Source organism: Paenibacillus helianthi (assembly GCF_001909055.1).
In the GTDB taxonomy this organism is placed as follows: Bacteria; Bacillota; Bacilli; order Paenibacillales; family Paenibacillaceae; genus Paenibacillus_AQ; species Paenibacillus_AQ helianthi.
Window position 1 is genome coordinate 26987 of the sequence record NZ_LVWI01000039.1, and the last position, 25683, is coordinate 52669.

A 25683-nucleotide genomic window follows, 5' to 3' on the forward strand; every position below is an offset into this window, starting at 1 on the left:
GGCCATAGCTCAAAACAAGTTTCATACAAATACGGAGTCTAAGAACTCCATTATCCGGGAGGAATTCAATAATGTTAAGATCAATGTACTCAGGTGTTTCAGGTATGCGCGGTTTTCAGACAAAGCTTGACGTTATCGGCAATAACATTGCAAATGTAAATACCATTGGCTTCAAATCAGGCCGAGTAATGTTCAAAGACATCATGAGCCAGACGGTATCCGGGGTAACAGCACCTGTTGATGGAGGTCAGGGTGGTGTGAATGCCAAGCAGATCGGGCTTGGAGTTAGTATTGGTTCTGTTGATACCATGCATTTGGCTGGTAGCGCTATGACCACTAATAATCCGACAGATCTGCGAATTGATGGTGACGGTTTTTTCCTTGTTAAGCTCTCCGATGCACAGGAAACACCATTCCTTACACGTGCCGGTGACTTCCACATGGATGCCAGCCGCAACCTGTTGACCTCGGATGGACTGCATGTGCTTGATTCCAGTGGCCAAGCCATTCAATTAGGTGAAGACGTTACTGCTTTCACAATTGGTTCTGATGGTACAATTATGCAGACAATGGCAGATGGTACTACTCAAGCTGGTGTGCAAATCGGCGTAGCCAAAGTAAGTAATCCTCAAGGTCTTGAAAAGATTGGCGGCAACTTGTATCGGATGACGATGAATGCCAATGCTGATGGAGAACTTACCCCGACTACTGCGAACAATGCTGAAGCGGGGACGGGAGCCATTGTATCCGGCCAACTGGAAATGTCCAACGTGGATCTAACCAGTGAATTTACAGAAATGATTGTTTCCCAGCGCGGGTTCCAGGCCAACTCCCGCATTATTACGACCTCTGACGAAGTGTTGCAGGAAGTCGTGAACCTCAAGCGTTAATTTGAAAGGCCATAATCAAAAACTTGCTGTACAATAGTAACGTTTCACCTTCTGGTGCAAAGGTTATTGCGAAGTCGTGGGGGAGGAACTCCTCCCCCTATTTTTTGTTAGGAGGCCTGTTATGATTTCGGTAACCAGATTGAATGGAACACCCATGTTTTTAAATGCTTTATTGGTAGAAATGGTAGAAGAAAGTCCGGATACGTATATTACGCTCGTAACTGGAAAAAGGCTGATCGTGCTGGAAAAGGCCGATGAAGTCATCCGTAAGATCCGTGAGTATAACAGGGACATTGGCACATATGCTGCCACCATTAAAGTCCAGTCAATGGAGGAGCTTTCATGAAAAAGATGCTGCCGTGGCTCATTACAATTCTATTAGCAATAACTCTTATCGTAGTAGCTGCATTTTTACTTATGGATAAGATCTTTCCGAGTGATTCGAACGACGTGAATACGGCAGTTCAGAAGGTTGAGACCAAAAAACTCAGCGCTGATGAGATCGTCGAATTGACTGCACAAATCACTGACATCAAAACTAATCTTGCCGATCCCGATTATATCCTTTCAGTAGACATCGCGTTCCAACTGGATTCAGCGAAGTCCAAGGAAGAATTCGAAAAGATAAAAGCTATAAAAATTACGCCGCTAATTATCAAGGCGATTGCCGATACCAAGCCTGAGGAACTAAATGGGGCAAGCGGCAAAGATCAATTCAGCAGCAAGCTGGTGAATATAATAAATAAGAATTTGACCGAAGGCACTATAACCCAGATCGAATTCACTAAATTCATTTTGGCTTCCATGTAGCTGCTGAAGGATTATTCTTTGATAGGGGGGTGATTGAATTGGTTGATGTACTATCACAAAACGAAATTGATGCTCTGCTTGCCGCTCTTTCATCCGGTGAAATGGATGCTGACGAACTTAAAAAAGAAGAAACCCAGAAAAAAATCCGCTCTTATGATTTCAAACGGGCTGTACGTTTTTCAAAAGACCATATCCGAAGCTTAACCCGGATACACGATAACTTTGCCCGCTATCTTACGACCTACTTTTCGGCCCAATTGCGCACCTTCGTACAGATCAATGTCGTTCAAGTAGAGCAGCTCCCTTATGATGAGTTTATCCGCTCCATTCCGAAGATGACGATCTTAAATATTTTTGAAGCTGAACCGCTTGAAGGCCGGATGGTAATGGAAGTGCATCCGAATATAGCCTTTGCCATGCTGGATAGACTGCTAGGCGGCTTTGGTACGGCACCTTCCAAGATCAATGCTTTGACTGAAATTGAAACCACTATAATGGAGAGGATTTTCAGCAGATGCTTTGAAAGTCTGCAGGAAGCCTGGAAGACAGTGCTTGATATCAATCCCCGCATGGAGGCTTTGGAGACAAATCCTCAATTCATGCAAATCGTATCGCCCAATGAGACCATTGCACTTATTTCCTTAAGTACCAAAATTGGCGATACAACGGGGATGATCAACCTGTGTATACCTCACGTTGTTCTTGAACCTATCATGTCCAGGCTGTCGGTACACCAATGGTTTGTTTCTGAAAAAAAGGCGCGTGATGAAGTTGAGCTTGAGGCAATCCGGGCGAGAGTTCATAGAGCGCAGCTGCCGATTGTGGCAGAGTTGGGTGAATCGAGTCTATCCATTGCTGAATTTCTCGGGCTCAGCGTCGGCGACGTGATTTCTCTCAACAGGACTGTGGATTCAGGACTGTCAATCAAGGTGGGGGACAAGCTGAAATTCATCGGAAGTCCTGGGATGATTAAAGAGCGTGTAGCTGTGCAAATAGACGAGATAGTCAGCGAAGGAGTTGAAGATTTTGACGAGTAAAGATTATTTGTCCCAAGAAGAAATAGATGCTCTGCTCAGACAGTCTGCAGAAGGATCGCTAGCTCCCTCGACGAAGTCGGTGGATGATTACTTGACACCCTTTGAACAGGACGCACTGGGAGAGATCGGGAATATCACATTCGGGAGCGCAGCTACAGCGCTGTCCACCCTTCTGGGTAAGAAAGTAGATATCACCACTCCTGAAGTATCCATTATCACCCGCGGAGAGTTCGAAGAGGCTTTTCCAAAACCTCATGTTGCGGTACATGTACAATATGTAGATGGTTTTCAGGGCATCAATTCATTGGTCATTAAAATCAGGGATGCACAGGTTATTGCTGATCTGATGCTTGGTGGTGAAGGGGATCCAAAGGATGAAGAGCTGAATGAAATTCACATCAGTGCTGTTCAGGAAGCGATGAACCAAATGATGGGTTCTTCGGCTACATCCATGTCTACTATCTTCAATCGCTTCGTGAATATTTCCCCTCCGGGAATCGACATTTTAAATATGTCCAGCGGAGAAGGCGTAGGCAGTCTTCCGGATGATGAGACACTTATACAGATTTCATTCCGGCTCAAGATTGGGGATTTGATTGATTCCACCATTATGCAGCTGCTCCCGGTGCAATTCGCCAAAGATATGGTGACTATGCTTCTGGGAGATGTGTCGCAATCGGATCAGGAGACGGCAGCAGCAGCGGTAGAAGCACCGCCTAAGCCAGCAGCAACTCCGGAACCTCCGGTAGCGCCTCCGGTGCAGCAAACCCCTCCAGTACAGCCTGGAGCAGTTCCACCGCCATATCCACCTCAGGGTATGCCGCCGTATCCGGGAATGCCGGAGGGAGGTTATTATTATCCTCCAGCAGGAATGCCAGCTTATGGAATGCCGCCTTATGGAATGCCACCTCAAGGTATGCCATACCAACAGGCTCCGCCCCAGCAGCCCGCTCCTAACCGCAATGTAAATGTACAACCGGTGCAGTTTGCCAACTTAAGCAACGGCGCCTTTGGTAATATTGATGAAAATAATTTAAATTTATTGATGGACATACCACTGAGAGTAACCGTAGAATTAGGAAGGACCCAGAAGCAGATCAAAGATATTCTGGAAATGTCGCAAGGCTCAATCATTGAGTTGGACAAACTTGCCGGTGAACCTGTAGACATCCTGGTTAACAACAAGCTTATTGCCAAAGGGGAAGTCGTAGTTATCGACGAAAACTTCGGAGTTCGCGTTACGGATATCGTCAGCCAGTGGGACCGAATTCAAAAATTACAATAAAGCATACTTAGGGAGGATTTTGTAAAAATGGCTAACCGAATTCTAATCGTGGACGATGCAGCATTTATGAGAATGATGATCCGTGACATTTTGTCGAAAAACGGATTTGAGGTTGTGGGTGAAGCCCAGGACGGGTCGCAGGCTATTGAGAAATTCAAGGAACTGCGTCCTGATTTGATCACGATGGATATCACCATGCCTGAAATGGACGGAATTGCCGCCCTTAAAGAAATCAAAAAAGTAGATGCCAACGCCAAAGTCATCATGTGTTCTGCCATGGGTCAGCAGGCTATGGTTATTGATGCAATTCAAGCGGGTGCCAAGGACTTTATTGTGAAGCCTTTCCAGGCAGACCGTGTTATTGAAGCGATTAATAAAACACTGGGTGTGTAATAAGAAATCATGCCAGTCACTGTAGAGCCGCATCTGGGAACAGGTAACAATCTGCTGAATCTTTTAAATGTTATTTTTGTCCTTGCGGTAATTGTTGTGCTCATAGTGCTGCTTATCCGTTTTCTGGGACGCCGTAATCAGACTCTGATGAGTGGGCGTTCCATCCGTACACTAGGCGCTTTGGGTCTTGGACCTAACAAGTCCATACAAATTATTGAGCTCGGAGGCAGCCTCTATCTGATCGGGGTCGGTGAGAATATATCCATGATGGATAAAATCACCGACCCGGCTGAGGTAGCGTTGATCATTTCGGCATTTGAGGATCAAACTTCAGGACAGAATAACTTTCTTGCGCCGCTCGTGGCCAAGATAAGAGCCAAATTCCGTGGAGAAGTACCATCACAGGAAATTGAACTTAGTGAAACATCCTCTTTTTACGAGACACTGCAATCCAAACTTGCGCTGGCACCTGAACGTAAGGAGAAAATGGAAGAGCTGCTTCGTGATGATGTACTCAAGGATGAGTCGAGGGATTTATGAAAAATAAACTGATTCTTTCATTTATACTGCTTGTTGCATTCAGTGCTCTGCTAATGCACCCCGTTCATGCTGATCCTATTCCTAACATTGATATTAAGGTTGGAGGCAGTAACGGTTCTAGCGGCGGTACCAGTTCCATCTCTATACTGCTTCTTGTAACAGTTCTGAGTGTGGCTCCGGCTTTTCTAGTGCTAATGACTAGTTTCACTCGGATTGTCATTGTTCTGGGCTTTGTCAGAACCTCGCTCGGTACTCAACAGATGCCTCCCAACCAGGTGCTTGTAGGATTGGCGTTGTTCTTAACGCTATTCATCATGTCACCGACTCTTGCAACGGTCAACGAGACGGCGCTGCAGCCGTACATGAAGGGGACAATTACCCAGACCGAGGCGCTTAACAAAGCAGCAGATCCAATGAAGGCGTTTATGTTCAAACAGACCAACACCAAAGATTTGTTGTTATTCATGAATTATACCGGCAACAATGCTTCGGTTAAGCCTGCGTCATACAGCGACATCCCATTGACGGTGATCGTGCCTGCCTTTGCCATCGGAGAGATGAAAAAAGCTTTTACTATGGGATTTATGATTTTTATACCTTTTCTAATTATAGATATTGTGGTAGCCAGCACCCTGATGGCTATGGGGATGATGATGCTGCCTCCGGTAATGATTTCATTACCATTCAAAATAATGCTCTTTGTACTGGTAGACGGGTGGTACTTAGTCGTTAAATCACTTCTGTTAAGTTTTAACACCTGAGATTCAAGAGGAGGCATAAGGGATGAATGCGGACTTTATTATCGGTCTAGCCGGCCAAGCCGTATATTTGGTGCTCGAAACCAGTGCTCCCATGCTGATTCTTGGTCTGGTGGTAGGACTGATTGTCAGTATTTTTCAAGCAACAACGCAAATTCAGGAGCAGACCTTGGCGTTTGTTCCCAAAATTGTTGCTGTGCTGCTTGCTCTGCTCTTGTTCGGACCGTGGATTATCACGAAACTGGTGGATTTCACCAGCCAAATTTTGGGCAATCTCAATATGTACATCGGTTAATTAGATGAATATGGAAACCTTGCTGCAAAGTATTCCCGTCTTTCTGTTGATTTTTTGTCGAATTTCCGCTTTTTTTGTTGTAGTACCGGTATTTTCTTCTCAAAGTGTGCCACCCACCTTCAAAATTGGGCTTTCTTTTTTTGTAGCCATGGTTGTCTTTAGCTCAGGTGGAACAGGAATTACCGTGCCGCAGGATCTCACTTATATTCTGTTAATTGCCCGGGAAGTTTTAATCGGACTATTGCTGGGTTTTATTGGGTATTTGATGTTTATGGCGATTCAAACCGCTGGTTCATTCATTGATATTCAGATTGGATTCGGGATTGCGAATGTAATTGATCCTATGACTGGAGCGTCCGCACCGATTATCGGTAACTTCAAGTATATGATTGCTCTGCTGATGTTCCTGAGTATGAATGGTCATCACTACCTGTTGGACGCGATCGTATACAGTTACAAATGGGTGCCGATAGATAATGATCTGTTCATTAAAATGATAGATGGAAGCCTTTCGGAGTTCTTTGTCCGTACATTTGCACAATCCTTTATTTTGGCTTTCCAGATGTCAGCACCTTTAGTGACGGCTTTATTTCTTACAGATGTGGGGCTTGCATTTCTGGCTAGGACCGCACCGCAATATAATGTATTCGTCATCGGGGTGCCTCTCAAAATTATTGTTGGCCTTGCGCTGCTTCTTATTCTGATGCCGGGTCTGGCTATGCTGTTCCAGAATCTCTTCGACATTATGTTTGAGTCCATGCACAATGTGCTGGGCCTGATAGGGAAGAGTCCTTAGGTGGCTGATAGGGGGAGAGCTATGCCGAAGACGAGACGTTATAAGCTTAATCTTCAGCATTTTGGGGGAGACAAGACGGAAAAAGCTACCCCGAAGAAACGGCAAGACGCCCGTAAAAAGGGTCAGGTGGCCAAAAGTGCCGAACTGTCTGGGGCAGTTGTGCTTTTATCTGCATTGTTAACTTTGTCTTTGTTTGGCGGCTTCATGAAAGAACGGTTCATCACACTGTATACAGACGTTTTTCAGAACCGGATGATGATGGAAGTGACTCCGGAAAATGTATCTGATATGTTCAATCACTATGGCATTCAAATCTTGATTTTATTGGCTCCTTTGCTGGGTATTACGTTTGTATTGGCTCTGGTGGCAAATTTGGCGCAGGTTGGTTTTATGGCAACGGGGGAAGGAATTACTCCCAAATTCAGCAAAATCAATCCGATAAAAGGTTTCAAAAATATTTTCTCCATGCGTTCCTTTGTGGAGTTTTTGAAATCCATCTTCAAACTCATGCTGATAGCTTATCTGGTCTACAGTACACTTTGGGGACAAAAGGAGAGCTTTGCTGCATTGTCTCATGTCAATGCCGAAGGCGTGTATCGGTTCGCTGCCAAGCTCGTAATGAGCCTCGGCATCAAAATTGGAGCGGCTCTGTTAATCATGGCGGCTCTTGATTATATCTACCAGAAATATGAGCACGAAAAAAGTCTTAAGATGTCAAAGCAGGATATCAAGGATGAGTACAAAAAAATGGAAGGCGATCCCATCATCAAAGGCAAGATCAGGGAACGTCAGCGAAGAATGGCTATGCAGCGCATGATGCAAGAGGTACCCAAAGCGGATGTTATTATTACCAATCCTACGCACTTTGCAGTCGCTTTGAAATACGACGGTTCTAAAATGGAAGCTCCGCAGATTATTGCTAAAGGCCAGGATTATGTAGCGCTTCGAATCCGTGAGTTGGCCAAAGAGCATGGTGTTATGACTATGGAGAACAAACCGCTCGCGCGGGCGTTGTTTCAAAGAGCGGAGATTGGTGATGTAGTTCCTGCAGACCTATTCCAGGCGGTTGCAGAAGTACTCGCTTATGTATACAAGCTTAAAGGTAAAAGGAGATAAGTCGGGGGAGGTTCACGGACATTGAAAGCTAGAGATCTAACAGTTCTACTGGGTGTTATCGGTATTGTGCTTATGATGATTCTGCCCATCCCGGCTTGGCTTCTGGATGTTCTGCTAATTATCAATATATCAATTGCCTTAACCATCATCTTAGTAGCAATGAATACAAAGGATCCGCTGCAGTTCTCGATTTTCCCCTCGCTGCTGTTGATCACAACACTATTCCGGCTTGCGCTGAACATTTCTACGACCAAACTGATTCTATCCAGTGGTCATGCAGGTGAGGTAGTAGCCACGTTCGGAAGTTGGATTGCCCGGGGACAAATTGCAATAGGTTTTGTTGTCTTTCTTATTCTGGTGGTAGTTCAGTTCATAGTTATCACTAAGGGTTCAGAACGGGTTGCTGAGGTAGGCGCCCGCTTTACACTCGATGCAATGCCCGGTAAACAGATGAGTATTGATGCTGATTTGAATGCGGGGATGATTAATGAACAGCAAGCCCGAGAGCGCAGACGTAATGTTGAACGTGAAGCGGACTTCTTCGGGGCAATGGATGGTGCGAGTAAATTCGTCAAGGGTGATGCTATCGCCAGTATAATTATCCTGCTGATCAACCTGATCGGCGGGTTTATTATCGGAGTATCTATTCACGGACTTCCTTTTAAGGATGCACTGTCAACATACTCTGTACTTACGATCGGGGATGGTCTGGTCAGCCAGATTCCGGCACTGCTTATCTCTACTGCCTCGGGTCTGATTGTTACCCGCGCGGCATCTGAGGGCAATCTGGCAGAGGATTTGACGGGTCAGCTCCTGTCCTACCCTAAGCTTCTGTACATTGTTGCTGTAACCATTGCTTTTCTGGGATTCTTCACACCTATTACCGTGATGTCTACACTGCCGCTTGCTGGCTTAATGGGATATGCAGCTTATAGCATGAGCCAAAAAGCCAACCGCAAGCAAATTGCAGAAGAACAGCTGGTTGAAGAAAAACAGATAGAGGAAGTACGCAGTCCGGAAAGTGTAATCAACTTACTGACTGTAGATCCGATTGAATTTGAGTTTGGATACGGACTTATTCCTCTGGCTGATACAGGACAAGGCGGCGATTTGCTAGACCGGATTATCATGATCAGACGGCAATGTGCCTTAGAGATGGGTCTGGTAGTTCCTGTAATTCGCATTCGCGACAATATTCAACTAAAACCGAATGAATATGTTATAAAAATTAAAGGAAATAACGTTGGCGGTGGTGAATTATTACTTAATCACTATCTGGCTATGAGTCCTGGGTATGATGATGAGTCGATTCATGGCATCGAGACAGTGGAACCGTCATTTGGATTGCCAGCGTTGTGGATTGACGAGTCTGTCAAGGAAAGGGCGGAATTATCGGGATATACGGTAGTGGATCCCCCTTCTGTAGTAGCTACTCATTTGACTGAACTTATCAAACGTTATGGGCACGAACTGCTTGGACGACAGGAGACCAAACAATTGGTGGACAATCTCCGCGAGAATTATCCAGTACTTGTGGATGAGTTGATTCCTTCTGTTTTGGCTATTGGGGATGTACAGAAGGTATTAGGCAAGCTGCTGCGTGAGAAAATATCCATCCGCGATTTGGTAACTATTTTCGAAACATTAGCTGATTATGGTACCTATACCAAAGATCCTGATATTCTGACAGAGTATGTCCGTCAATCGTTGTCCAGACAAATTACCCAACAATTCTCACAGGCTGGAGAGACGTTGCGGGTCATCACAGTCGGACCCAATCTGGAAAAGAAAATTTCGGAAAGTGTGCAGCAGACGGAACAGGGTAGCTATCTTGCGCTGGATCCAGTCTCGACACAGACAGTGTACCAGCGCCTCACTGAACAAATTAACCGTCTTCTTCAATCCGGACAGCAGCCTATCGTGCTCACTTCTCCAACGATACGGATGTATTTGCGTCAAGTGATTGAACGGACAATGCAGGACATTCCAGTATTATCTTACAGTGAGCTGGAGCCTAATATTGAAATTCAGAGCGTTGGGGTGGTGAATCTATGAGAGTGAAGCGTTATGTGGTCGATACGATGCCTGACGCCATGCATTCCATCCGCACCGAGCTGGGAAGCGACGCCGTCATCCTAAGTACCAAAGAGGTCAAAGTTGGCGGTTTCATGGGAATGTTCAAAAAGAAAAAGATCGAGGTTGTCGCGGCTGTTGAGGACGCTCAAAAGCCGGGTGCATCTGGGAAAAAACCGGTAGCTCCCCAGAGCATTCCGCGTAGCGCAGTTCCGCAAGCATATCTGAAAGCCGCTGCAGCTTCTTCTGCAGTAGCAGCAGGTGGTGCAAATGAATCTGTGGCTTTGGCATCCTCCTCGGCGAACGAGGCAGCAGCGAAACGGGCATTTGCCGAGATCGCCGCTGCCTTGTCTGATGCATCAGAGAATAGAGGGGCTGTAGCAGTACTGCCTGCCGTTGAAGACGAAGAGGATGGAATCTTCATTGAACCTCAATCTGCTCTGCCTATTAACAATTATCCCAGCATGTCGTCTATAGATGAGGCAAGGGGTAAGGATACTGTTGTAGCAACATCAACTGGCTTGGAGGGTGATGTGCTCAAGGAAATTCGCGATATGAAACAGTGGATGGAGCGGATCGCCCGGTATTCTTCAGGCGCTGTTGAGCTTCCAGAACAGTTGGAGCAACTGAGGGATCAACTGATTGAACAGGAGACAGATGTCGTTCTGGTAGATGAATGGATCAGTAATATTTTTGAGCGATGGAGTGAGGAAGGCCGTACTTGGCTTCCGCAACAGTTTGCTGAGATGCTTGAAACTCAGGTGGAAGGATTTTTGTCCGGACGCATTGCAAACGGAATTGCACCTGATACACGGATTGTCTACATCGCAGGACCTACGGGCGTGGGGAAAACAACTACGATTGCTAAGTTAGCTGCAGAGCAGCTTTTCAAGCAAGGGCGTAAGGTAGGTTTAATAACCTCCGATACGTATCGTATCTCGGCAGTTGAGCAGCTTCGTACTTATGCGGCTATATTGAATATGCCTCTAGAAGTTGTTCAGTCACCGGGTGATCTGCAGAGGGCGTTGTTCCGTTTGGAAGGCTGCGATCTGGTATTAATGGACACGGCAGGCCGCAATTACCGTAACGAAATGCTGGTTGCAGAACTTCAGAGCCTGCTGGCCAGGGAGCTTAAGAGTGAAACTTTTCTGGTGCTCAGTCTTACATCAAAAAGCCGCGATATGAAGAAAATTGCCGAGCATTTCGGCCGATATCAGCTGGATAAAGTCATCTTTACCAAGCTTGATGAGACTGGAACCTATGGCCCGCTTTTCAATGTTTTGAATGATTTTCCGCTTAAGCTTTCATATATTACCAACGGTCAGAATGTTCCTGATGATCTGCTGTTGGCTACCAAAGAGCAGATCAGCGGGATGATTTTGGGAACAGGAGGCGTATGATGGATCAGGCGCAATCCCTGAGACAGCTTGTGTCCAGCCAGGAGCCCAAACGATCATCCGGTGGAGGAACATCAGCCCGGATCATCACCGTCTGCAGTGGGAAGGGTGGTGTCGGAAAATCGAATTTCACCTTGAACTTTGCGCTTGCACTTCAAGCGATGGGCAAGAGAGTGTTATTGTTCGATGCCGATATTGGTATGGCCAATATAGATGTGCTTATGGGGGTGTCAGCCAGATATAATCTCTATCATTTACTGAAAAGAGAGGCGGACATCAGCCAGATCATTCAGAAAGGCCCCAGTGGGCTTCCTTTTATCGCAGGCGGTTCGGGAATGGATGAGCTTTTTTCGCTCTCCGAGGGTGACTTAAGCTATTTTACAGACCAGATTGCCGGGATTGCAGACTCGATGGATTTTATCCTGTTTGATACTGGAGCCGGACTCTCTAAAGAGACGATGAAATTCATCACTTCAGCAGACGACTGCCTAGTGGTGACTACACCTGAGCCAACTGCAATAACTGATGCTTATGCACTGATTAAGGTAGTGAATAACTCATATCCTGATGTTTCATTTAAGCTGATAGTTAATCAGGCAGGGGATGAGAAAGAGGCAACTGGAACCAGCGATAAAATTCGCATGGCAGCCAGCCGTTTTTTGCAGCTGGAGATTACTTTTCTCGGATTTATCAGCAGTGATACTCATGTGGTACAGGCAGTGAAGAAGCAAATTCCATTCTCAGTGGCTTTTCCGAACAGTGCGGCAGCCAAAGATGTACACCGGCTTGCGCTAAGCTATTTGGCCGCAGATTCGGCAGACACCACTAAAGTACAAGGCATCAAGGGATTTATCAGCAGGTGGTTGAAGCGAAAACATTAATTGTTCTGAATTTGAGGAACAGAGGTGGAAATGGTATGAAGCCATATCGAGTTTTGGTTGTTGATGATTCTGCGTTTATGCGCAAAATTATTTCCGATTTGATTGAAAATGATGCTAACTTTCAGGTAGCGGCTACGGCTGCTAACGGCCGTGAAGCCATTGACAAAGTAAATGAGCTTTCTCCGGATCTTGTAACCATGGATGTTGAAATGCCGGAGATGAATGGCCTGGAGGCGCTGAAAATAATCATGGCACAGCGTCCGTTGCCGGTAATTATGCTCTCTGGCATCAATGAAGAGGGGATGAAGGAAACCATTCTGGCTCTGGAATGGGGGGCATTTGACTTTATACGCAAACCGTCCATTTCGAACTCACAGGATATTATTTCTGTGGGAGTAGCGCTCAGGGAGCAAATGAATGAGGCTATGCTTGCCCGTAAGCAGCGGGAAGCCAGAGCTTCTGCATATAAGACGCCTGAGCTTCCGGCTGCAGATGTGCCTTCAGTACCTGAGCCGATGCAGAGTCCTGCCAAACGGATAATGGAGCCGATCAAGAAGTTTCCGGATCCTGCAAGTAAATTAGTGGAGAAACCAAAGGTAAAGCCGGAAATGAACCTTGCACCAGACAAGAACAAGGGCAAAAGTTCACCTGGAAGAACAGCTCCAGAGAGTGGTTCTCCGCAATTGGGGGCCAAATCGGCGGCTGCACTTTCTAAACCGGCATCTGATACAATGAAAAACCGTTCCAAGGAGGAAGCTAAACCGGCATTACCGGATTCAAAACCGGTACCTCAGACATCAACCGGTGCCAGGAATGACCCTCCTTCCGTTGCTGGGGACCGCAAGTCCTCGTATACAGGTTTGAGCAAGCTGGTTGCTGTTGGTTGTTCCACAGGAGGACCAAGAGCTTTAAAAGAATTCCTCGAACATATTCCTGCTGATTTCCCAGCACCGATTGTTATTGTGCAGCATATGCCGCCCAATTTCACCAAGTCGCTGGCACAAAGGCTCAATACGTTCAGCCCCCTTGAAGTTTCAGAAGCAGAACAGGGAATGATTCTGCGTAAGGGGGCGGCATATATTGCTCCCGGCGGTTATCATATGAGGGTTGTTCCGGCAGCAGGAGGCCAGTATTCGATTGATCTGACTTTGGGAGAAGCCCGAAATGGACATCGTCCTTCAGTGGATACACTCTTCGAATCCATACTCCCTTATACCTCACTGGAGCGGCACGCAGTGATTATGACAGGGATGGGAAGCGATGGTGCCAAAATGATGAAATCTCTTTATGATTCGGGTGTAACCTCCACCTTTGCTGAGAGCGAAGAAACCTGTGTGGTTTACGGTATGCCGCGTTCCGCTGTGGAGTTGCATTGTGTAAGACATATCCTGCCGTTGCAAGAAATTGCTCCAAGGCTGGTACAAGCCGTTAAATAACGGAAAAGTGAACTTGAAGGGGAGGTGCTCGTTAGTGGACATGAACCAGTATTTATCCATGTTTATTGATGAGTCAAATGATCATCTGCAGTCATTGAACGAAAGTATGATGGGGCTTGAAGCAAATCCTGAAGACCTGAGCATTGTGCAGGTCATTTTCCGCTCAGCACATACTTTAAAGGGTATGGCAGCTACAATGGGCTTTGAAGATTTGGCTTCACTTACACACCAAATGGAAAATGTTCTGGATTTAGTGCGCAATAACAAGCTGCGGATGCAGGATTTCATTTTTGACACGCTGTTCAAGAGTCTGGACGCCCTTGAATCCATGGTTGAGGATATTACGGGTGGTGGAGCAGGCAAAGCCGATGTATCGGCTATTGTCGCTTCATTGCAGGCAATTGTCCGCGGTGAGATCCCGACTGCTGCCGGTGCTGCGTCTGAAGCTACAGCAGCAGCGGCTCCAAAGGCTGCAGACGCTCCCGTATTCCTTGATGAGTTTCAATACTCGGTCCTGGAGCAGTCGCTCCAGGAAGGCCACAAGGTGCTGTACGTTGATGTTGCAATCCGTAAGGACTGCCAGCTCAAAGCAGTGCGGGCATATATGGTCTTTGATCTTCTCGAACGTTCGGGCGAGGTGGTCAAATCCTTCCCTTCGGTTCAGGATATAGAGCAGGAGAAATTTGAACATAGTTTCTCCCTCTATTACATAACCCAGAAGGAAGCAAGTGAAATTCAGGCGATGATCCTGAATCTGTCTGAGATCGAGAAGGTCACTGCGGTTGCACTTGATCAAGAATCACTACGTCAAATGGGTCAGGAAACGGTGGCAGCTACTTCAGAAGCACCTGCACCTGTCAAAGCATCAGAACCTGCTGTGGGCAACGGGAATGCATCTCCTGCAGCTGCTGCTCATGCCAAAGAAGAGAGCAAAGCCGCTCCAGCGAGAACTGGAGGCGCGCCTTCACGGACCATCCGTGTAGACATTGAACGCCTTGATGTATTGATGAATCTGTTCAGCGAACTCTTGATTGACCGTGTTCGGCTAGAACAGCTTGCTTCAGAAGTCCAGAACGGAGACCTGACAGAAACGGTCGAACACATGAGCAGGGTCAGCGGTGATCTTCAGAACATTGTTATGAAGTTGCGCATGGTTCCTGTTGATACCGTATTTAACCGTTTTCCGCGCATGGTTCGGGATCTGGCCAAATCATTGGATAAGAAAATTGATCTGGTGGTTACTGGTGCTGAGACTGAACTCGACCGCACGGTTATCGATGAGATCGGCGATCCACTAGTACACTTGCTGCGAAATGCTGTAGATCATGGTGTTGAAGGTATACAGGAACGTTTAGCTGCCGGTAAGTCCGATACAGGAACAGTTAACCTGCGGGCATTTCATAGTGGCAACCATGTATTTATCGAAATCGAAGATGACGGCGCTGGAATCAATCCGCAAAAGATTTTGCAGTCGGCGATAAAAAAAGGCATTCTTACCCAAGAACAAGCATCGAATTATTCCGATGATGAGGCAATACAACTCTTGTTCGCTCCGGGATTCAGTACCGCAGAGGTTATCTCCGATGTGTCGGGCCGCGGTGTGGGACTGGATGTCGTCAAATCAAAAATCACCTCATTGGGCGGGAATGTGGTGATTTACTCCACTCAAGGTAAAGGTACCAATTTCTCTGTTCAGCTCCCACTGACTTTGTCCATTATCGCAGCAATGCTTGTGCGTTTGGGTTCAGAGAAATATGCAATTCCGCTCTCGTCCATTGTAGAAACTGGCATTGTGAAGCAGTCCCAGATCAGGACAATTCACGGTAACAAAATGCTGGAATTCCGCAACAGCCACATTCCGCTGGTTTCGCTTAGCAAGATCTTCTCTATACCGGATTATGATGAAAGCACGGAAGAGGAGACTGAAATCGTGGTGATTCGCAAGGGAGAACGTCTGGTCGCCCTCGCAGTTCAAGATTTTATTGGGCAGAACGAAATTGTGATCAAGAATCTGGGCAAGTATTTGCCGGAGGTTCAAGGCATTTCAGGTGCTACTATTCTCGGTGACGGACAAGTTGCACTCATTATCGATCCGAACGCTTTTATTAAATAATTTAGGATAGAACAGGGAGGTTCATTCCATGGCTGAAGACATCAAGGTGATTGTGTTTAAACTCGGAACTGAAGAATATGGCATTGAAGTGGAAAAGGTGCAAACGATCGAGCGTATGATGCCGATTACCCGTGTACCCAAGACGTTTTCCTTCATCAAAGGGGTGATCAACTTACGTGGTGTAGTTATTCCGGTTATTGATCTGCGCGGCCGTTTTGGCATTGCGGAGGCGGAACATACGGATCAGACCCGTGTGATCATTGTAAACGTTAATGAAATGGAAGTTGGCTTTATTGTTGATTCTGCTAATGATGTCATTGACCTGAACCGGGATTCCATTGATACACCTCCAGACGTTGTGGGGGGCATCAAAGCTAAGTATCTAGACGGGGTGGCCAAAATCGGAGAAGACCGTTTGCTGATTATGCTTAACTTATCCGAAGTGCTGAACAAGAACGAAATCGTGCAATTGGAAAGTCTAGAGGGCTAACCTGTGGAGCTATTCAAAAACTTTAAGGATTTTAAAATGGATGTGCTCAAGGAAGTCGGGAATATTGGAGCTGGCAATGCAGCCACCGCGTTGTCGCAGCTTCTGGGCAAACCGATTGATATGGCTGTCCCTAAGGTGCAACTTCTGAATTTTGATGAAATTACTGACAAAGTCGGTGGTGCTGAAGAACTGGTATATGCCGTGTTCCTAAGAGTGGAAGGTGAAGCACCAGGTAATTTGTTCTTCATACTCACACCAGAGGCAGCTATTAATCTGCTTAGCCGAATTGCCGGCATTGAGCTAATGGAGGGTGACGAATTGGGAGAGATGGAACTATCCGCGCTGAACGAAATCGGCAATATTCTCGCGGGTTCCTATTTATCTTCTCTTGCAGATTTCACTTCGTTGTCTATGTACCCGACTGTACCTGCACTTGCTATGGACATGGCTGGCGCGATATTGAGCTATGGCCTGCTGCAATTTGGGCAAATGGGGGATGACGCTTTGCTGATTGATACGACTTTTCTTGAAGGGCAGAACGAAATTGAAGGGCAATTTTTCCTTATTCCCGATCCGGAATCTTTCCCGAAAATCTTCAAATCATTAGGAGTACCATTCGAGAATGATTGAAGAACAAAGCATCATCAAAGTAGGCATGGCGGATCTTAACGTAGGCAGTCAAGAAAGTCTTGTCCGTACAACTGGACTTGGCTCCTGCGTAGGAGTAACCTTGTTCGATCCTGGGAAAAAGCTTGCAGGGATGGCACACGTTATGTTGCCTTCATCTGAGATCGCCCGGGAAGGACAAATGAATATCGCCAAATTTGCGGATACCGCTTTGCCGGAGCTATTATCCCGCTTGCTTGCGCTTGGCGCCGTCCGGAGCCGTCTTGTAGCCAAAATGGCTGGCGGCTCACAGATGTTCGCTTTTGCCGGGGGGAGTGACACCATGAGGATCGGGCCTCGTAATGTGGAATCCTGCAAGATTGCTCTTCAAGCCTTGAATATTCCGCTGCTTGCGGAGGACACAGGTGGAAATTTTGGCCGAACGATAGAAATTGCCTGTAGCACCGGAATATTGTATATTCGCAGTGTTCAAAAAGGCACTAAGGAAATATAGCGATGAATGGTAAACTTCTATTAAGTCTGTTGTTTGGATTGCTTGGCTTTGGCTTTACCTTTCTAATTAACTATGGGCATAACTTATTGGGAACCAGCTTGATTCGAGGAATTTTTGGATTTATTGTCTGGTTTCTGCTTGCCTTTCTCTTAAGATGGGTATTGGGTTTTATTGTTAAGCAATCGGGTTCTCCGGAGAACGGCGAGACAGCTTCCATGGATGGGAGTGAGAACCTCGGTAGTAATTTCGATATCAGCACTCCGGGCGAAGATGAAGAACTAATCAATATGCTAAAACAGAAACCGGAACAACAAGGGAGTGGGGATGTGGAGGACTTTACACCGCTTCAACCTCCCAAACTGGTTTCTATGAAAGATCCTGAAGAATTGGCCAAGGCCGTTCGTCACCTGAAAGAAGAATAAGCGGGTTCTGCTTATGCCCGCTGACTAAACTTTGGGAAGGGTGAAAGCCGTTGAACGAGCATAAAGCTTCTCAATCGGAAACTGACGGGCTCTGGGAACAGTGGAAAGAACACGGGAATCCTGATGCCAAGAAGAAACTGATTGAGAGTTACCTCCATATTGTTGATTATGTGTCCAGCCGCTTGGCAGTTGGGTTACCCAAGAATGTCTCCAAAGATGATTTGGCCAGCAATGGTGTGATGGGCTTGATTGATGCTATAGAGAAATTCGACTACAAACGGGGGCTGCAGTTTCAGACCTATGCCTCCTGGCGGGTGCGTGGAGCGATTCTTGACTCTTTGCGCCAAAGTGATTGGGTTCCCAGATCGGTCAGGGAAAAAGCAAAGAAAATCGAGGACGCCTACCAACAGCTTGAACAGAAATACTTGAGATCTGTGAGTGACGAGGAAATGAGCCAATATCTGAACATTACAGAGCCGGAATTTCAAAATATGCTACAGGACGTGGCAGTCATGTCACTATGCTCACTTGAAGATCCTATCCGTGAAGAAGAATCAGAGACCCGCATGTCAATATTGGTGGATGATAAGGCTAAGAATCCAGATCGAAAAGTAAATGAATTTTATTTACGTGATACCCTGACCAAAGGCATCGAGAAACTAACAGTGAAAGAACGGACAGTCGTGTCCCTTTTATATTATGAAGATTTGTCTTTGAGCGAGATCGCCGAGGTGATGTCACTGTCGCCTTCACGGATTTCGCAGCTTCATTCGAAAGCTATTTTGCGGCTGAGAGGAACACTTGAAAAAAACCGTGATCTTCTCATGCAAAACGACTAACCGGGCGACGGTGAGGGGGAGCAGAAATTGATCGGTCATTATGCTTTGAGCCAGTATATTAGTATTACCTTTTCGGAGGATAAGGGGATTGCTTACCTTCAGTTTTCTAAGAAGGATGAAAATTTCTCTTGTACGATTGAAGATCTGGAAAGCTTCCTGCATAGTCACAACATTCGCTACGGGATTCAGCGGGACATCGTTCAACGTATCAGCAGCAATCCAGAGGAATACTTTTTCAGCAGGGTGCCTATAGCAATAGGACAACCTTCTGTGAATGGTACAGACGGCCGAGTAGTACTCACTGTCGATCTGGAAGAGGACCGCAAACCGCTGGAGATGGCGGATGGGAAAGTAGATTACAAGGACCTGGTAAGGCTTCATAATGTTCTAAAAGGTCAGATTATCGCCAAAGTCATTCCGCCTCAGCCAGGAAAAACCGGCATGATGGTTACCGGTGAAGAACTGCCGTCCAAACCGGGCAAAGAAGCTCATTTCAAAGTCGGGAAGAATGTGCTTGTTGATCAGGAAGAGACGGCTATGTATGCGGCTATTGATGGTCTAGTGACTTTAACAGACAAGGGAAAGATCAATGTTTTCCCGGTATATGAAGTCAATGGTGATGTTGATTACAGCACGGGTAATATTGATTTTGTCGGAACGGTTGTGATTCGGGGCAACGTATTGACGGGCTTCACCGTTAAATCTGCAGGCGATATCCGTGTAGTTGGAGGAGTTGAAGGCGCAGAGTTGATCTCGGGCGGTTCAATCGAAATTACCGGAGGAATCATAGGCTATAACAAGGGTCTTGTGAGTGCAGGGAAAAATGTGAAGGTTTCCTTCATCCAGGATGGGAATGTAGTGGCAGGTGAGGATGTTATCGTGTCACAGAGCGTAATGCATTCTAATATCAGAGCTGGCAAGGATGTTTTATGCAATGGAACAAAGGGTTTGATTGTTGGTGGCGTAGTGCAGGCTGGTGAACGTGTAGTGGCACGGACCATCGGTAACACAATGTCGACAGCAACGGCTATAGAGGTAGGCGTAGTACCCGAACTGAGAAATGAGATTAACGAACTACGTCAAGATCTGCGCCATCTCCTTGAGAATGAAGATAAGACCAACAAAGCGCTGTATCTGCTTAATCAGCTTGCAAACAACGGCCAGCTCTCTCCAGACAAGGTGGCGCTTCGCGTGAAACTGAACGCAACGAAGCAATCTCATATGCGTGATGAGAAGAAGATCAAAGAGCGCGTGCTCGAGATCGAAAAAATGCTTGAGGATACAGGCAGAGCCAGAGTAGAGGTTATTAAAACCATCTATGGAGGTTCTAAAATTGTGATTGGCAGGTATACCCGCTTCGTCAAGGACCCAACAGAAAGGGTTACCTTCATCTACAGTGATGGGGATATCTCTATGAGTCCTAATATTTAAAAATGAGGACGATACTTATCTGATTGACGTTGCTTTGGAAAACCGGTTTTGTAACCACTTCAGTGAGGAGAGGGTATTTATGAGTCTGAAACCGGTGGAACTTCAAATTGCTTTGCCCCGGACAACTGAAGCAGGAAAGATTCAAAATGGGCTGCAGCATCGGCCTGCACTGGATCAGCAGCAGTTGGCAGGGCAGAATGTGAAACAAACGGAGCAACTCGCTCAGCGGAGCAGCGAAGTAGATGAGTCCGCTGAATCTGCTTTACGTGATGACCGAAGCGGACAACATCAATCTGGCAGTCATCCCCCCCCTCACAAACATCAGAAGCCGGAGACCAGTCATGATGCCGAACACCCTTATAAGGGGCATCGCATTGACCTCAGTCTATAATATTCTTGATTTGAACTTCTAAAGGAGATATGCACTTGCAACCATGGGTATACATCGTGCTGGTAGGCGCTGTCGCTATCGTTTATGCCCTGAGACTACCAGTACGTGCTAAAGACGAGTCAGCAGACAGACAGAGTCTGAAAGAAACGGAAGCCGCGCTTGAATTGTATATGGCCGACATCGAGCGTGATCATGACAATATGCTGCAGCTGGTCGGCAGTATCAAACAACAGTCGACAAACAACCGGGCTGCGCTTCAAGAGGAGATTGCCGGATTGAAGGAGCAAGTAGCTGAGTTGCAAAAAAACTCAATGTTGCTTGACGCGAGGCTGACAGCTGAGGAAAAAAGTCTACTACAGTTATCAGCGGCTTTTGGCAAAGGGAATGCGGCTGTTTCACCAGCCACAGGTCAGAATATGCATACCGAGTCTGTAATCGATGCACCTGTTCCCAAACCGAAACCGGTCAGTTCAATCAAACAGCGTTATCCAAGGTTGTTTGAGCTGCATGAAGAAGGAAAATCTATTGACTCTATTGCCAAGACGGCAGGTCTTCAGCGTGGTGAAGTTCAGCTGATCTTGCAGCTTGCCAAACAGGAGGAGTCGGTATGATCAAGAATCGTTCGTTCATGTTGGGATTGGGTGCCGGGCTGATTATGGGTGCATTGCTGCTGCAGTTAATGCTCTCCGGAGGAGCTGCACCCATGACCAAAGATGAGCTGGTCAAGGAAGCGGCTAAACTTAATTTAACCGTTAACGATCCTGCCGCAAAAGCATCAGTTGAAGACGGAACTGATCCTGCGCAGGGAACAGATGGGACTGCCAAAGAAAATGATACTACAGCAGTTGCCGGATCTCCCAAGCCATCTGCTTCACCGAAAGCCTCTCCTGCAGCTTCACCTAAGGCTGCGGCTAAGCCAACAGATGCTAACAAACCAGTGAAGCCTTCAGCTCCCGCCAAACCATCCTCTTCAGCTGCAGTTAAGCCAAAGGTAACTTCGTCGACGGTGAGTACGCCTGCTACACCTGCTCCTGCGGTTGCTGGCACCATATCTGTTAAGATTCCTACGGGAATTACACTCTCCGAGACTGCTGACCTTTTGGCAAAGGCAGGTGTCATTGATGATAAAGCTGAGTTTTTGAAGAGTGCCAACAACCGCAAAGCTAATACTAAAATTCAATATGGCGGTTACAGCTTTATAAAAGGTGAGGGTATTAATTCTATCATTGACAAACTGATCACCGTAAAGTAGCTATTTGCGGAGGAAATTTATTTGAAGCGTTGCATACGTTATTTTAATATGGTATAGTAATAAACGGTGTTAAAACACACGCCGGTTGATTTCGACAAGGGGTGCTTTCTTCTGAAGAAAGTCTTGTAGAAAGATGACACGCGGCGGAGGAGACACACAAAAAAACCAATACTAGGAGGTGTGTGAAGATGGCAGTAATTTCCATGAAGCAGCTTCTCGAAGCTGGGGTTCACTTCGGTCATCAGACTCGTCGTTGGAATCCAAAGATGGATCGTTATATCTTCACTGAAAGAAACGGAATTTACATTATTGACCTGCAAAAAACGGTTAAAAAGGTAGAGGAAGCTTACAACTTTGTAAAGAGCGTCGCTGGCGACAACGGCACAATCCTATTCGTAGGAACAAAGAAACAAGCACAAGATTCCGTGAAAGAAGAAGCTGAACGTTCGGGTATGTTCTTCATTAACCAACGTTGGCTGGGCGGTACCCTGACTAACTTCCAAACTATTCAGAAACGGATTGACCGTCTGAAAAAATTGGAACTTTGGGAAGAAGACGGTACCTTCGCAGTTCTGCCTAAGAAAGAAGTAATCCTTCTCCGCAAAGAGAAAGATCGTCTTGAAAAATTCCTGGGCGGTATCAAGAACATGAAAGGTCTGCCTAGTGCGCTGTTCATCATTGACCCGCGTAAAGAGCGCATCGCTGTTGCGGAAGCTCGTAAACTGGGTATCCCAATCGTAGCTATCGTTGATACTAACTGTGATCCGGATGAAATCGACTACGTGATCCCGGGCAATGACGACGCGATTCGCGCCGTGAAATTGCTTACTGGTAAAATGGCTGATGCAGTTGTAGAAGCTCACCAGGGCGAAGATACAACTACAGCTTAAGTAGTAGCCGGAACTTAACTAGAACTTAAATGAAAAGGGTGGTTGGCAGGTGGATAACCTCTCACTGCCCTTTTTTTAGGATAATAGACATGAAACGTGTAACATAACGACAATTATCTGGAGGGAATTAACAATGGCAGTAGATGCAAAAGCAGTAAAAGAACTTCGCGAAAGAACAGGCGCGGGAATGCTGGATTGCAAAAAAGCGCTGGAAGAAGCTAACAACGATATTTCGAAGGCAGCAGATTTGCTTCGTGAAAAAGGTCTTTCCGCCGCTGCTAACAAAGCTGGACGTATTGCTACAGAAGGCGTTGTTGAGTCTTATATCCATGCTGGCGGACGTATCGGTGTGCTTGTAGAAATCAACTGTGAAACTGACTTCGTAGGTAAAACGGATTCCTTCAAAGAATTTGCACGCGATATCGCTATGCAGATCGCTGCAGCAAATCCGCTGTATGTTCGTCGTGAAGAAGTACCAGCTGAAGCTGTGGAAAAAGAAAAGGAAATTCTGAAGGCTCAAGCTCTGAACGAAGGCAAGCCTGAGAAAATCGTCGAAAAAATGGTTGAAGGACGTATCAGCAAGTTCTATGAAGAATATTGTCTGCTTGAACAAACCTTCGTTAAAGATCATGAAAAGACAATCTCCCAACTGCTGAACGAAAAAATCAGCACTATCGGTGAAAATATCTCTATCCGTCGTTTTGTCCGTTACGAACTGGGCGAAGGCCTGGAAAAGAAAGTCGACAACTTTGTAGAAGAAGTTATGGCTCAAGTGAATCAATAATAGTAATCTGCATACAGAATTGAATAAAGGCAAGCATCAAAAGAGCGGAACACATACACGTAGTGTTCCGCCTTTTGTAAGAAAGTGAGGGTATACAATTGGAACAGCCGGTATTTAAGAGAGTAGTCCTTAAGGTTAGCGGTGAATCACTCGCAGGACAAAACGGATATGGCATTGATGCCGAGACGATTATTTCCATCGCGGAACAGGTCAAGGAAGTCGTTGAGCTAGGGGTTCAGGTTGCCATTGTGTGCGGTGGAGGCAATATCTGGCGTGGAATCGCGGGCAGCGCAAGTGGAATTGACCGGGCTACAGCTGATTATATGGGGATGCTCGCCACGGTTATGAACTCGCTTGCACTTCAGGATGCGTTGGAGCAAATTGATGTGCCGACACGGGTGCAGACTTCAATTTCCATGCAGCAGATTGCTGAGCCCTATATTCGCCGCCGTGCTATTCGGCATTTAGAGAAGGGCCGTGTGGTTATTTTTGCAGCGGGTACGGGTAATCCGTTCTTCTCCACGGATACAACGGCAGCTCTAAGAGCAGCCGAAATTGAAGCGGAAGTCATTCTAATGGCGAAGAATAAAGTAGATGGTGTATATTCTGCTGACCCATTCAAAGATAGTACAGCCGAAAAATACGAGCAACTCACGTATATGGATGTGCTCAACAAAAATCTTGGTGTTATGGATTCCACCGCTTCCTCTCTGTGCATGGATAATAATATACCGCTCATTGTGTTTGCTATTACAGAGCAAGGCAATATCAAACGTGTCGTTCTCGGTGAGAAGATCGGAACGATTGTTAAAGGGAGTGTAGATTAATGCCACAATCGGTTAAGAAGAATGCCGAAGAGCGTATGGAAAAAGCGATTTTATCTCTGAAACGGGACTTGGCAACACTGCGGGCAGGACGTGCTTCTACATCACTCCTGGACCGTATTCAGGTAGAATATTACGGTGCGCCTACTCCAATCAACCAGTTGGCCAATATCAGTACTCCAGATTCACGGACCCTGCTGATCCAGCCTTGGGATAAAACCTCGATGTCGGACATCGAACGCGCGATTATGAAATCGGATATTGGGATTACTCCAGCCAATGACGGTACTATTATTCGCCTTTCTATTCCGCCGCTTACTGAAGAACGCCGCAGTGAACTTGTGAAGTTCACCAAGAAATTTGGTGAAGAGGCCAAGGTAGCCATCCGCAATATCCGTCGGGATGCCAATGATGACATCAAAAAGATGGAGAAAAACGGTATTTCGGAAGATGAGTCCCATGGGCACCAAGAAGACATTCAGAAGTCAACGGATAAGTTCATAGCCGAAGTTGATAAAGTGCTCTTGGCCAAAGAAAAAGAGATTATGGAAGTATAATGAAATTCAAGAGACTTCAGGCCCCTCCGTATATGGTGGGGTTTGTCTCTTTCTGATAAGAGCTTGGAGGAAACGGAAATGATCAAACGGATTCAAGCGTGGCTGAGCCGTAAAGACAGGCAGCAGGAGCCAATTGAGATTTCACCGGATAACATTCCCCGTCATGTGGCTGTCATTATGGATGGCAATGGCCGCTGGGCTAAACGTCGAGGATTACCGCGGATCGTTGGCCACCAGAACGGGATGAAGGCAGTCAAACGTACTACAATTGCTGCGAATGATCTGGGTGTGGAGTTCTTGACCATGTACGCTTTCTCTACCGAAAACTGGAAACGGCCGAAGGAAGAAGTGGATTTTTTAATGCGCTTGCCAGTCGAGTTTCTGGCTCTAGAGCTTGACGAACTTATTGAAAAAAATGTGCAAGTACGTGTGATGGGCGATACTGACGCACTGCCATCTCATACCCGTAAGGCTATGGAGGAAGCAGTCAACCGTACTAAGCACAATACAGGCCTTATTTTGAATTTTGCCTTAAATTATGGTTCGCGCAAAGAAATAGAAGATTGCATGCGGGGATTGGGACAGGACATTCAGGATGGAGTATTATCACCAGAAGATATTACATCTGAACTGATCGACAGCAGACTATTGAGTTCAGGAATGCCTGACCCTGACCTTCTTATCCGTACAAGCGGAGAGATGCGGCTAAGCAACTTTATGCTCTGGCAGGTTGCCTACAGTGAGTTCTGGTTTACAGATGCATACTGGCCGGAATTTGATAAGTCGCATTTGTTGCAGGCTGTAGCGGAGTATCAGCGACGTACACGCCGTTATGGTGGACTGAAGTAGCCTGATGGGAGATG

Annotated in this window: 30 protein-coding genes; all 30 read left to right on the plus strand. The window is 46.3% G+C overall.

Annotated features, from left to right (window positions below; genetic code table 11):
- Positions 1 to 71: 71 nt before the first annotated feature.
- The 30 genes from flgG (at position 72) to A3844_RS14075 (ending at position 25669) form a co-directional block, all read left to right on the plus strand.
- On the plus strand, positions 72 to 890 hold the full coding sequence (gene flgG / locus A3844_RS13925; protein WP_074088103.1) for a flagellar basal body rod protein FlgG: 819 nt from the start codon (positions 72 to 74) through the stop codon (positions 888 to 890).
- Positions 891 to 1011: 121 nt separating this feature from the next.
- Entirely contained in the window at positions 1012 to 1236 is a 225-nt protein-coding gene (locus A3844_RS13930; RefSeq protein WP_074088105.1) for a flagellar FlbD family protein, read from the plus strand.
- Positions 1233 to 1700, plus strand: a complete 468-nt coding sequence (locus A3844_RS13935; RefSeq protein WP_074088107.1) for a flagellar basal body-associated FliL family protein — start codon at positions 1233 to 1235, stop codon at positions 1698 to 1700. Before A3844_RS13930 ends, A3844_RS13935 begins: the two co-directional genes overlap by 4 nt.
- 38 nt (positions 1701 to 1738) lie before the next feature.
- Positions 1739 to 2737 (plus strand): flagellar motor switch protein FliM, encoded by a 999-nt coding sequence (fliM, locus tag A3844_RS13940; protein WP_074088109.1) that lies wholly within the window; start codon positions 1739 to 1741, stop codon positions 2735 to 2737.
- A complete protein-coding gene (fliY, locus tag A3844_RS13945; protein WP_074107698.1) occupies positions 2727 to 4022 on the plus strand; it encodes a flagellar motor switch phosphatase FliY in 1296 nt (431 codons plus the stop codon). The genes fliM and fliY overlap by 11 nt, the downstream gene beginning before the upstream one ends.
- 27 nt (positions 4023 to 4049) lie before the next feature.
- Positions 4050 to 4415, plus strand: a complete 366-nt coding sequence (locus A3844_RS13950) for a response regulator (protein WP_019910416.1) — start codon at positions 4050 to 4052, stop codon at positions 4413 to 4415.
- Positions 4416 to 4424: 9 nt separating this feature from the next.
- Positions 4425 to 4955: a flagellar biosynthetic protein FliO gene (locus A3844_RS13955; protein WP_074088113.1), complete on the plus strand. Its 531-nt coding sequence runs from the start codon at positions 4425 to 4427 to the stop codon at positions 4953 to 4955.
- On the plus strand, positions 4952 to 5716 hold the full coding sequence (gene fliP, locus A3844_RS13960; RefSeq protein WP_074088115.1) for a flagellar type III secretion system pore protein FliP: 765 nt from the start codon (positions 4952 to 4954) through the stop codon (positions 5714 to 5716). Before A3844_RS13955 ends, fliP begins: the two co-directional genes overlap by 4 nt.
- Positions 5717 to 5738: 22 nt before the next feature.
- Entirely contained in the window at positions 5739 to 6008 is a 270-nt protein-coding gene (fliQ, locus tag A3844_RS13965) for a flagellar biosynthesis protein FliQ (RefSeq protein ID WP_074088117.1), read from the plus strand.
- A gap of 10 nt (positions 6009 to 6018) precedes the next feature.
- A complete protein-coding gene (gene fliR / locus A3844_RS13970) occupies positions 6019 to 6804 on the plus strand; it encodes a flagellar biosynthetic protein FliR (RefSeq protein WP_074088119.1) in 786 nt (261 codons plus the stop codon).
- Positions 6805 to 6825: 21 nt separating this feature from the next.
- Positions 6826 to 7920: a flagellar biosynthesis protein FlhB gene (gene flhB / locus A3844_RS13975; protein ID WP_074088120.1), complete on the plus strand. Its 1095-nt coding sequence runs from the start codon at positions 6826 to 6828 to the stop codon at positions 7918 to 7920.
- 21 nt (positions 7921 to 7941) lie between these two features.
- Positions 7942 to 9975 carry a flagellar biosynthesis protein FlhA gene (gene flhA / locus A3844_RS13980; RefSeq protein ID WP_074088122.1) on the plus strand — a complete coding sequence of 678 codons (2034 nt, stop codon included), beginning with the start codon at positions 7942 to 7944 and terminating at the stop codon, positions 9973 to 9975.
- Entirely contained in the window at positions 9972 to 11393 is a 1422-nt protein-coding gene (gene flhF, locus A3844_RS13985; protein ID WP_074107699.1) for a flagellar biosynthesis GTPase FlhF, read from the plus strand. The genes flhA and flhF overlap by 4 nt, the downstream gene beginning before the upstream one ends.
- The gene (locus A3844_RS13990) at positions 11390 to 12271 is read left to right on the plus strand and encodes a MinD/ParA family protein (protein ID WP_074088124.1); all 882 of its coding nucleotides are present in this window, start codon (positions 11390 to 11392) and stop codon (positions 12269 to 12271) included. Before flhF ends, A3844_RS13990 begins: the two co-directional genes overlap by 4 nt.
- 35 nt (positions 12272 to 12306) lie before the next feature.
- Complete coding sequence (locus tag A3844_RS13995; protein ID WP_074088125.1) at positions 12307 to 13707, plus strand: protein-glutamate methylesterase/protein-glutamine glutaminase; 1401 nt, start codon at positions 12307 to 12309, stop codon at positions 13705 to 13707.
- Positions 13708 to 13741: 34 nt separating this feature from the next.
- On the plus strand, positions 13742 to 15820 hold the full coding sequence (locus A3844_RS14000; RefSeq protein WP_074088127.1) for a chemotaxis protein CheA: 2079 nt from the start codon (positions 13742 to 13744) through the stop codon (positions 15818 to 15820).
- A 28-nt stretch (positions 15821 to 15848) separates the two neighbouring features.
- Positions 15849 to 16310 (plus strand): chemotaxis protein CheW, encoded by a 462-nt coding sequence (locus A3844_RS14005; protein WP_074088129.1) that lies wholly within the window; start codon positions 15849 to 15851, stop codon positions 16308 to 16310.
- Positions 16311 to 16346: 36 nt separating this feature from the next.
- Positions 16347 to 16940, plus strand: a complete 594-nt coding sequence (locus A3844_RS14010; protein WP_371915998.1) for a chemotaxis protein CheC — start codon at positions 16347 to 16349, stop codon at positions 16938 to 16940.
- On the plus strand, positions 16933 to 17430 hold the full coding sequence (locus tag A3844_RS14015; RefSeq protein WP_074088133.1) for a chemotaxis protein CheD: 498 nt from the start codon (positions 16933 to 16935) through the stop codon (positions 17428 to 17430). Before A3844_RS14010 ends, A3844_RS14015 begins: the two co-directional genes overlap by 8 nt.
- A 2-nt stretch (positions 17431 to 17432) precedes the next feature.
- A complete protein-coding gene (locus A3844_RS14020; protein WP_074107700.1) occupies positions 17433 to 17852 on the plus strand; it encodes a hypothetical protein in 420 nt (139 codons plus the stop codon).
- Between the two features lie 50 nt (positions 17853 to 17902).
- Positions 17903 to 18691: a FliA/WhiG family RNA polymerase sigma factor gene (locus A3844_RS14025; RefSeq protein ID WP_074088136.1), complete on the plus strand. Its 789-nt coding sequence runs from the start codon at positions 17903 to 17905 to the stop codon at positions 18689 to 18691.
- A gap of 27 nt (positions 18692 to 18718) precedes the next feature.
- Positions 18719 to 20122, plus strand: coding sequence for a DUF342 domain-containing protein (locus tag A3844_RS14030; RefSeq protein WP_074107701.1), 1404 nt, complete (start codon positions 18719 to 18721; stop codon positions 20120 to 20122).
- A gap of 79 nt (positions 20123 to 20201) precedes the next feature.
- The gene (locus A3844_RS14035) at positions 20202 to 20513 is read left to right on the plus strand and encodes a hypothetical protein (RefSeq protein WP_074101797.1); all 312 of its coding nucleotides are present in this window, start codon (positions 20202 to 20204) and stop codon (positions 20511 to 20513) included.
- Positions 20514 to 20548: 35 nt separating this feature from the next.
- Positions 20549 to 21124 (plus strand): hypothetical protein, encoded by a 576-nt coding sequence (locus tag A3844_RS14040; protein ID WP_083606845.1) that lies wholly within the window; start codon positions 20549 to 20551, stop codon positions 21122 to 21124.
- Positions 21121 to 21765, plus strand: a complete 645-nt coding sequence (locus A3844_RS14045) for a hypothetical protein (RefSeq protein ID WP_074107703.1) — start codon at positions 21121 to 21123, stop codon at positions 21763 to 21765. The genes A3844_RS14040 and A3844_RS14045 overlap by 4 nt, the downstream gene beginning before the upstream one ends.
- 188 nt (positions 21766 to 21953) lie before the next feature.
- Positions 21954 to 22655: a 30S ribosomal protein S2 gene (gene rpsB / locus A3844_RS14055; RefSeq protein WP_020434093.1), complete on the plus strand. Its 702-nt coding sequence runs from the start codon at positions 21954 to 21956 to the stop codon at positions 22653 to 22655.
- Between the two features lie 133 nt (positions 22656 to 22788).
- Complete coding sequence (gene tsf, locus A3844_RS14060) at positions 22789 to 23439, plus strand: translation elongation factor Ts (protein WP_074088145.1); 651 nt, start codon at positions 22789 to 22791, stop codon at positions 23437 to 23439.
- 98 nt (positions 23440 to 23537) lie between these two features.
- Positions 23538 to 24266, plus strand: coding sequence for a UMP kinase (gene pyrH / locus A3844_RS14065; RefSeq protein ID WP_074088146.1), 729 nt, complete (start codon positions 23538 to 23540; stop codon positions 24264 to 24266).
- Entirely contained in the window at positions 24266 to 24820 is a 555-nt protein-coding gene (frr, locus tag A3844_RS14070; protein ID WP_074088147.1) for a ribosome recycling factor, read from the plus strand. Before pyrH ends, frr begins: the two co-directional genes overlap by 1 nt.
- Before the next feature lie 78 nt (positions 24821 to 24898).
- On the plus strand, positions 24899 to 25669 hold the full coding sequence (locus tag A3844_RS14075) for an isoprenyl transferase (RefSeq protein WP_074088149.1): 771 nt from the start codon (positions 24899 to 24901) through the stop codon (positions 25667 to 25669).
- Positions 25670 to 25683: the final 14 nt, after the last annotated feature.

Coding starts and splice junctions, on each gene's coding strand:
- flgG (WP_074088103.1), top strand. CDS start 72: ATGTTAAGATCAATGTACTCAGGTGTTTCAGGTATGCGCGGTTTTCAG.
- A3844_RS13930 (WP_074088105.1), top strand. CDS start 1,012: ATGATTTCGGTAACCAGATTGAATGGAACACCCATGTTTTTAAATGCT.
- A3844_RS13935 (WP_074088107.1), top strand. CDS start 1,233: ATGAAAAAGATGCTGCCGTGGCTCATTACAATTCTATTAGCAATAACT.
- A3844_RS13950 (WP_019910416.1), top strand. CDS start 4,050: ATGGCTAACCGAATTCTAATCGTGGACGATGCAGCATTTATGAGAATG.
- A3844_RS13955 (WP_074088113.1), top strand. CDS start 4,425: ATGCCAGTCACTGTAGAGCCGCATCTGGGAACAGGTAACAATCTGCTG.
- fliP (WP_074088115.1), top strand. CDS start 4,952: ATGAAAAATAAACTGATTCTTTCATTTATACTGCTTGTTGCATTCAGT.
- fliQ (WP_074088117.1), top strand. CDS start 5,739: ATGAATGCGGACTTTATTATCGGTCTAGCCGGCCAAGCCGTATATTTG.
- fliR (WP_074088119.1), top strand. CDS start 6,019: ATGGAAACCTTGCTGCAAAGTATTCCCGTCTTTCTGTTGATTTTTTGT.
- flhB (WP_074088120.1), top strand. CDS start 6,826: ATGCCGAAGACGAGACGTTATAAGCTTAATCTTCAGCATTTTGGGGGA.
- flhF (WP_074107699.1), top strand. CDS start 9,972: ATGAGAGTGAAGCGTTATGTGGTCGATACGATGCCTGACGCCATGCAT.
- A3844_RS13990 (WP_074088124.1), top strand. CDS start 11,390: ATGATGGATCAGGCGCAATCCCTGAGACAGCTTGTGTCCAGCCAGGAG.
- A3844_RS13995 (WP_074088125.1), top strand. CDS start 12,307: ATGAAGCCATATCGAGTTTTGGTTGTTGATGATTCTGCGTTTATGCGC.
- A3844_RS14005 (WP_074088129.1), top strand. CDS start 15,849: ATGGCTGAAGACATCAAGGTGATTGTGTTTAAACTCGGAACTGAAGAA.
- A3844_RS14010 (WP_371915998.1), top strand. CDS start 16,347: ATGGATGTGCTCAAGGAAGTCGGGAATATTGGAGCTGGCAATGCAGCC.
- A3844_RS14015 (WP_074088133.1), top strand. CDS start 16,933: ATGATTGAAGAACAAAGCATCATCAAAGTAGGCATGGCGGATCTTAAC.
- A3844_RS14020 (WP_074107700.1), top strand. CDS start 17,433: ATGAATGGTAAACTTCTATTAAGTCTGTTGTTTGGATTGCTTGGCTTT.
- A3844_RS14035 (WP_074101797.1), top strand. CDS start 20,202: ATGAGTCTGAAACCGGTGGAACTTCAAATTGCTTTGCCCCGGACAACT.
- A3844_RS14045 (WP_074107703.1), top strand. CDS start 21,121: ATGATCAAGAATCGTTCGTTCATGTTGGGATTGGGTGCCGGGCTGATT.
- rpsB (WP_020434093.1), top strand. CDS start 21,954: ATGGCAGTAATTTCCATGAAGCAGCTTCTCGAAGCTGGGGTTCACTTC.
- tsf (WP_074088145.1), top strand. CDS start 22,789: ATGGCAGTAGATGCAAAAGCAGTAAAAGAACTTCGCGAAAGAACAGGC.
- frr (WP_074088147.1), top strand. CDS start 24,266: ATGCCACAATCGGTTAAGAAGAATGCCGAAGAGCGTATGGAAAAAGCG.
- A3844_RS14075 (WP_074088149.1), top strand. CDS start 24,899: ATGATCAAACGGATTCAAGCGTGGCTGAGCCGTAAAGACAGGCAGCAG.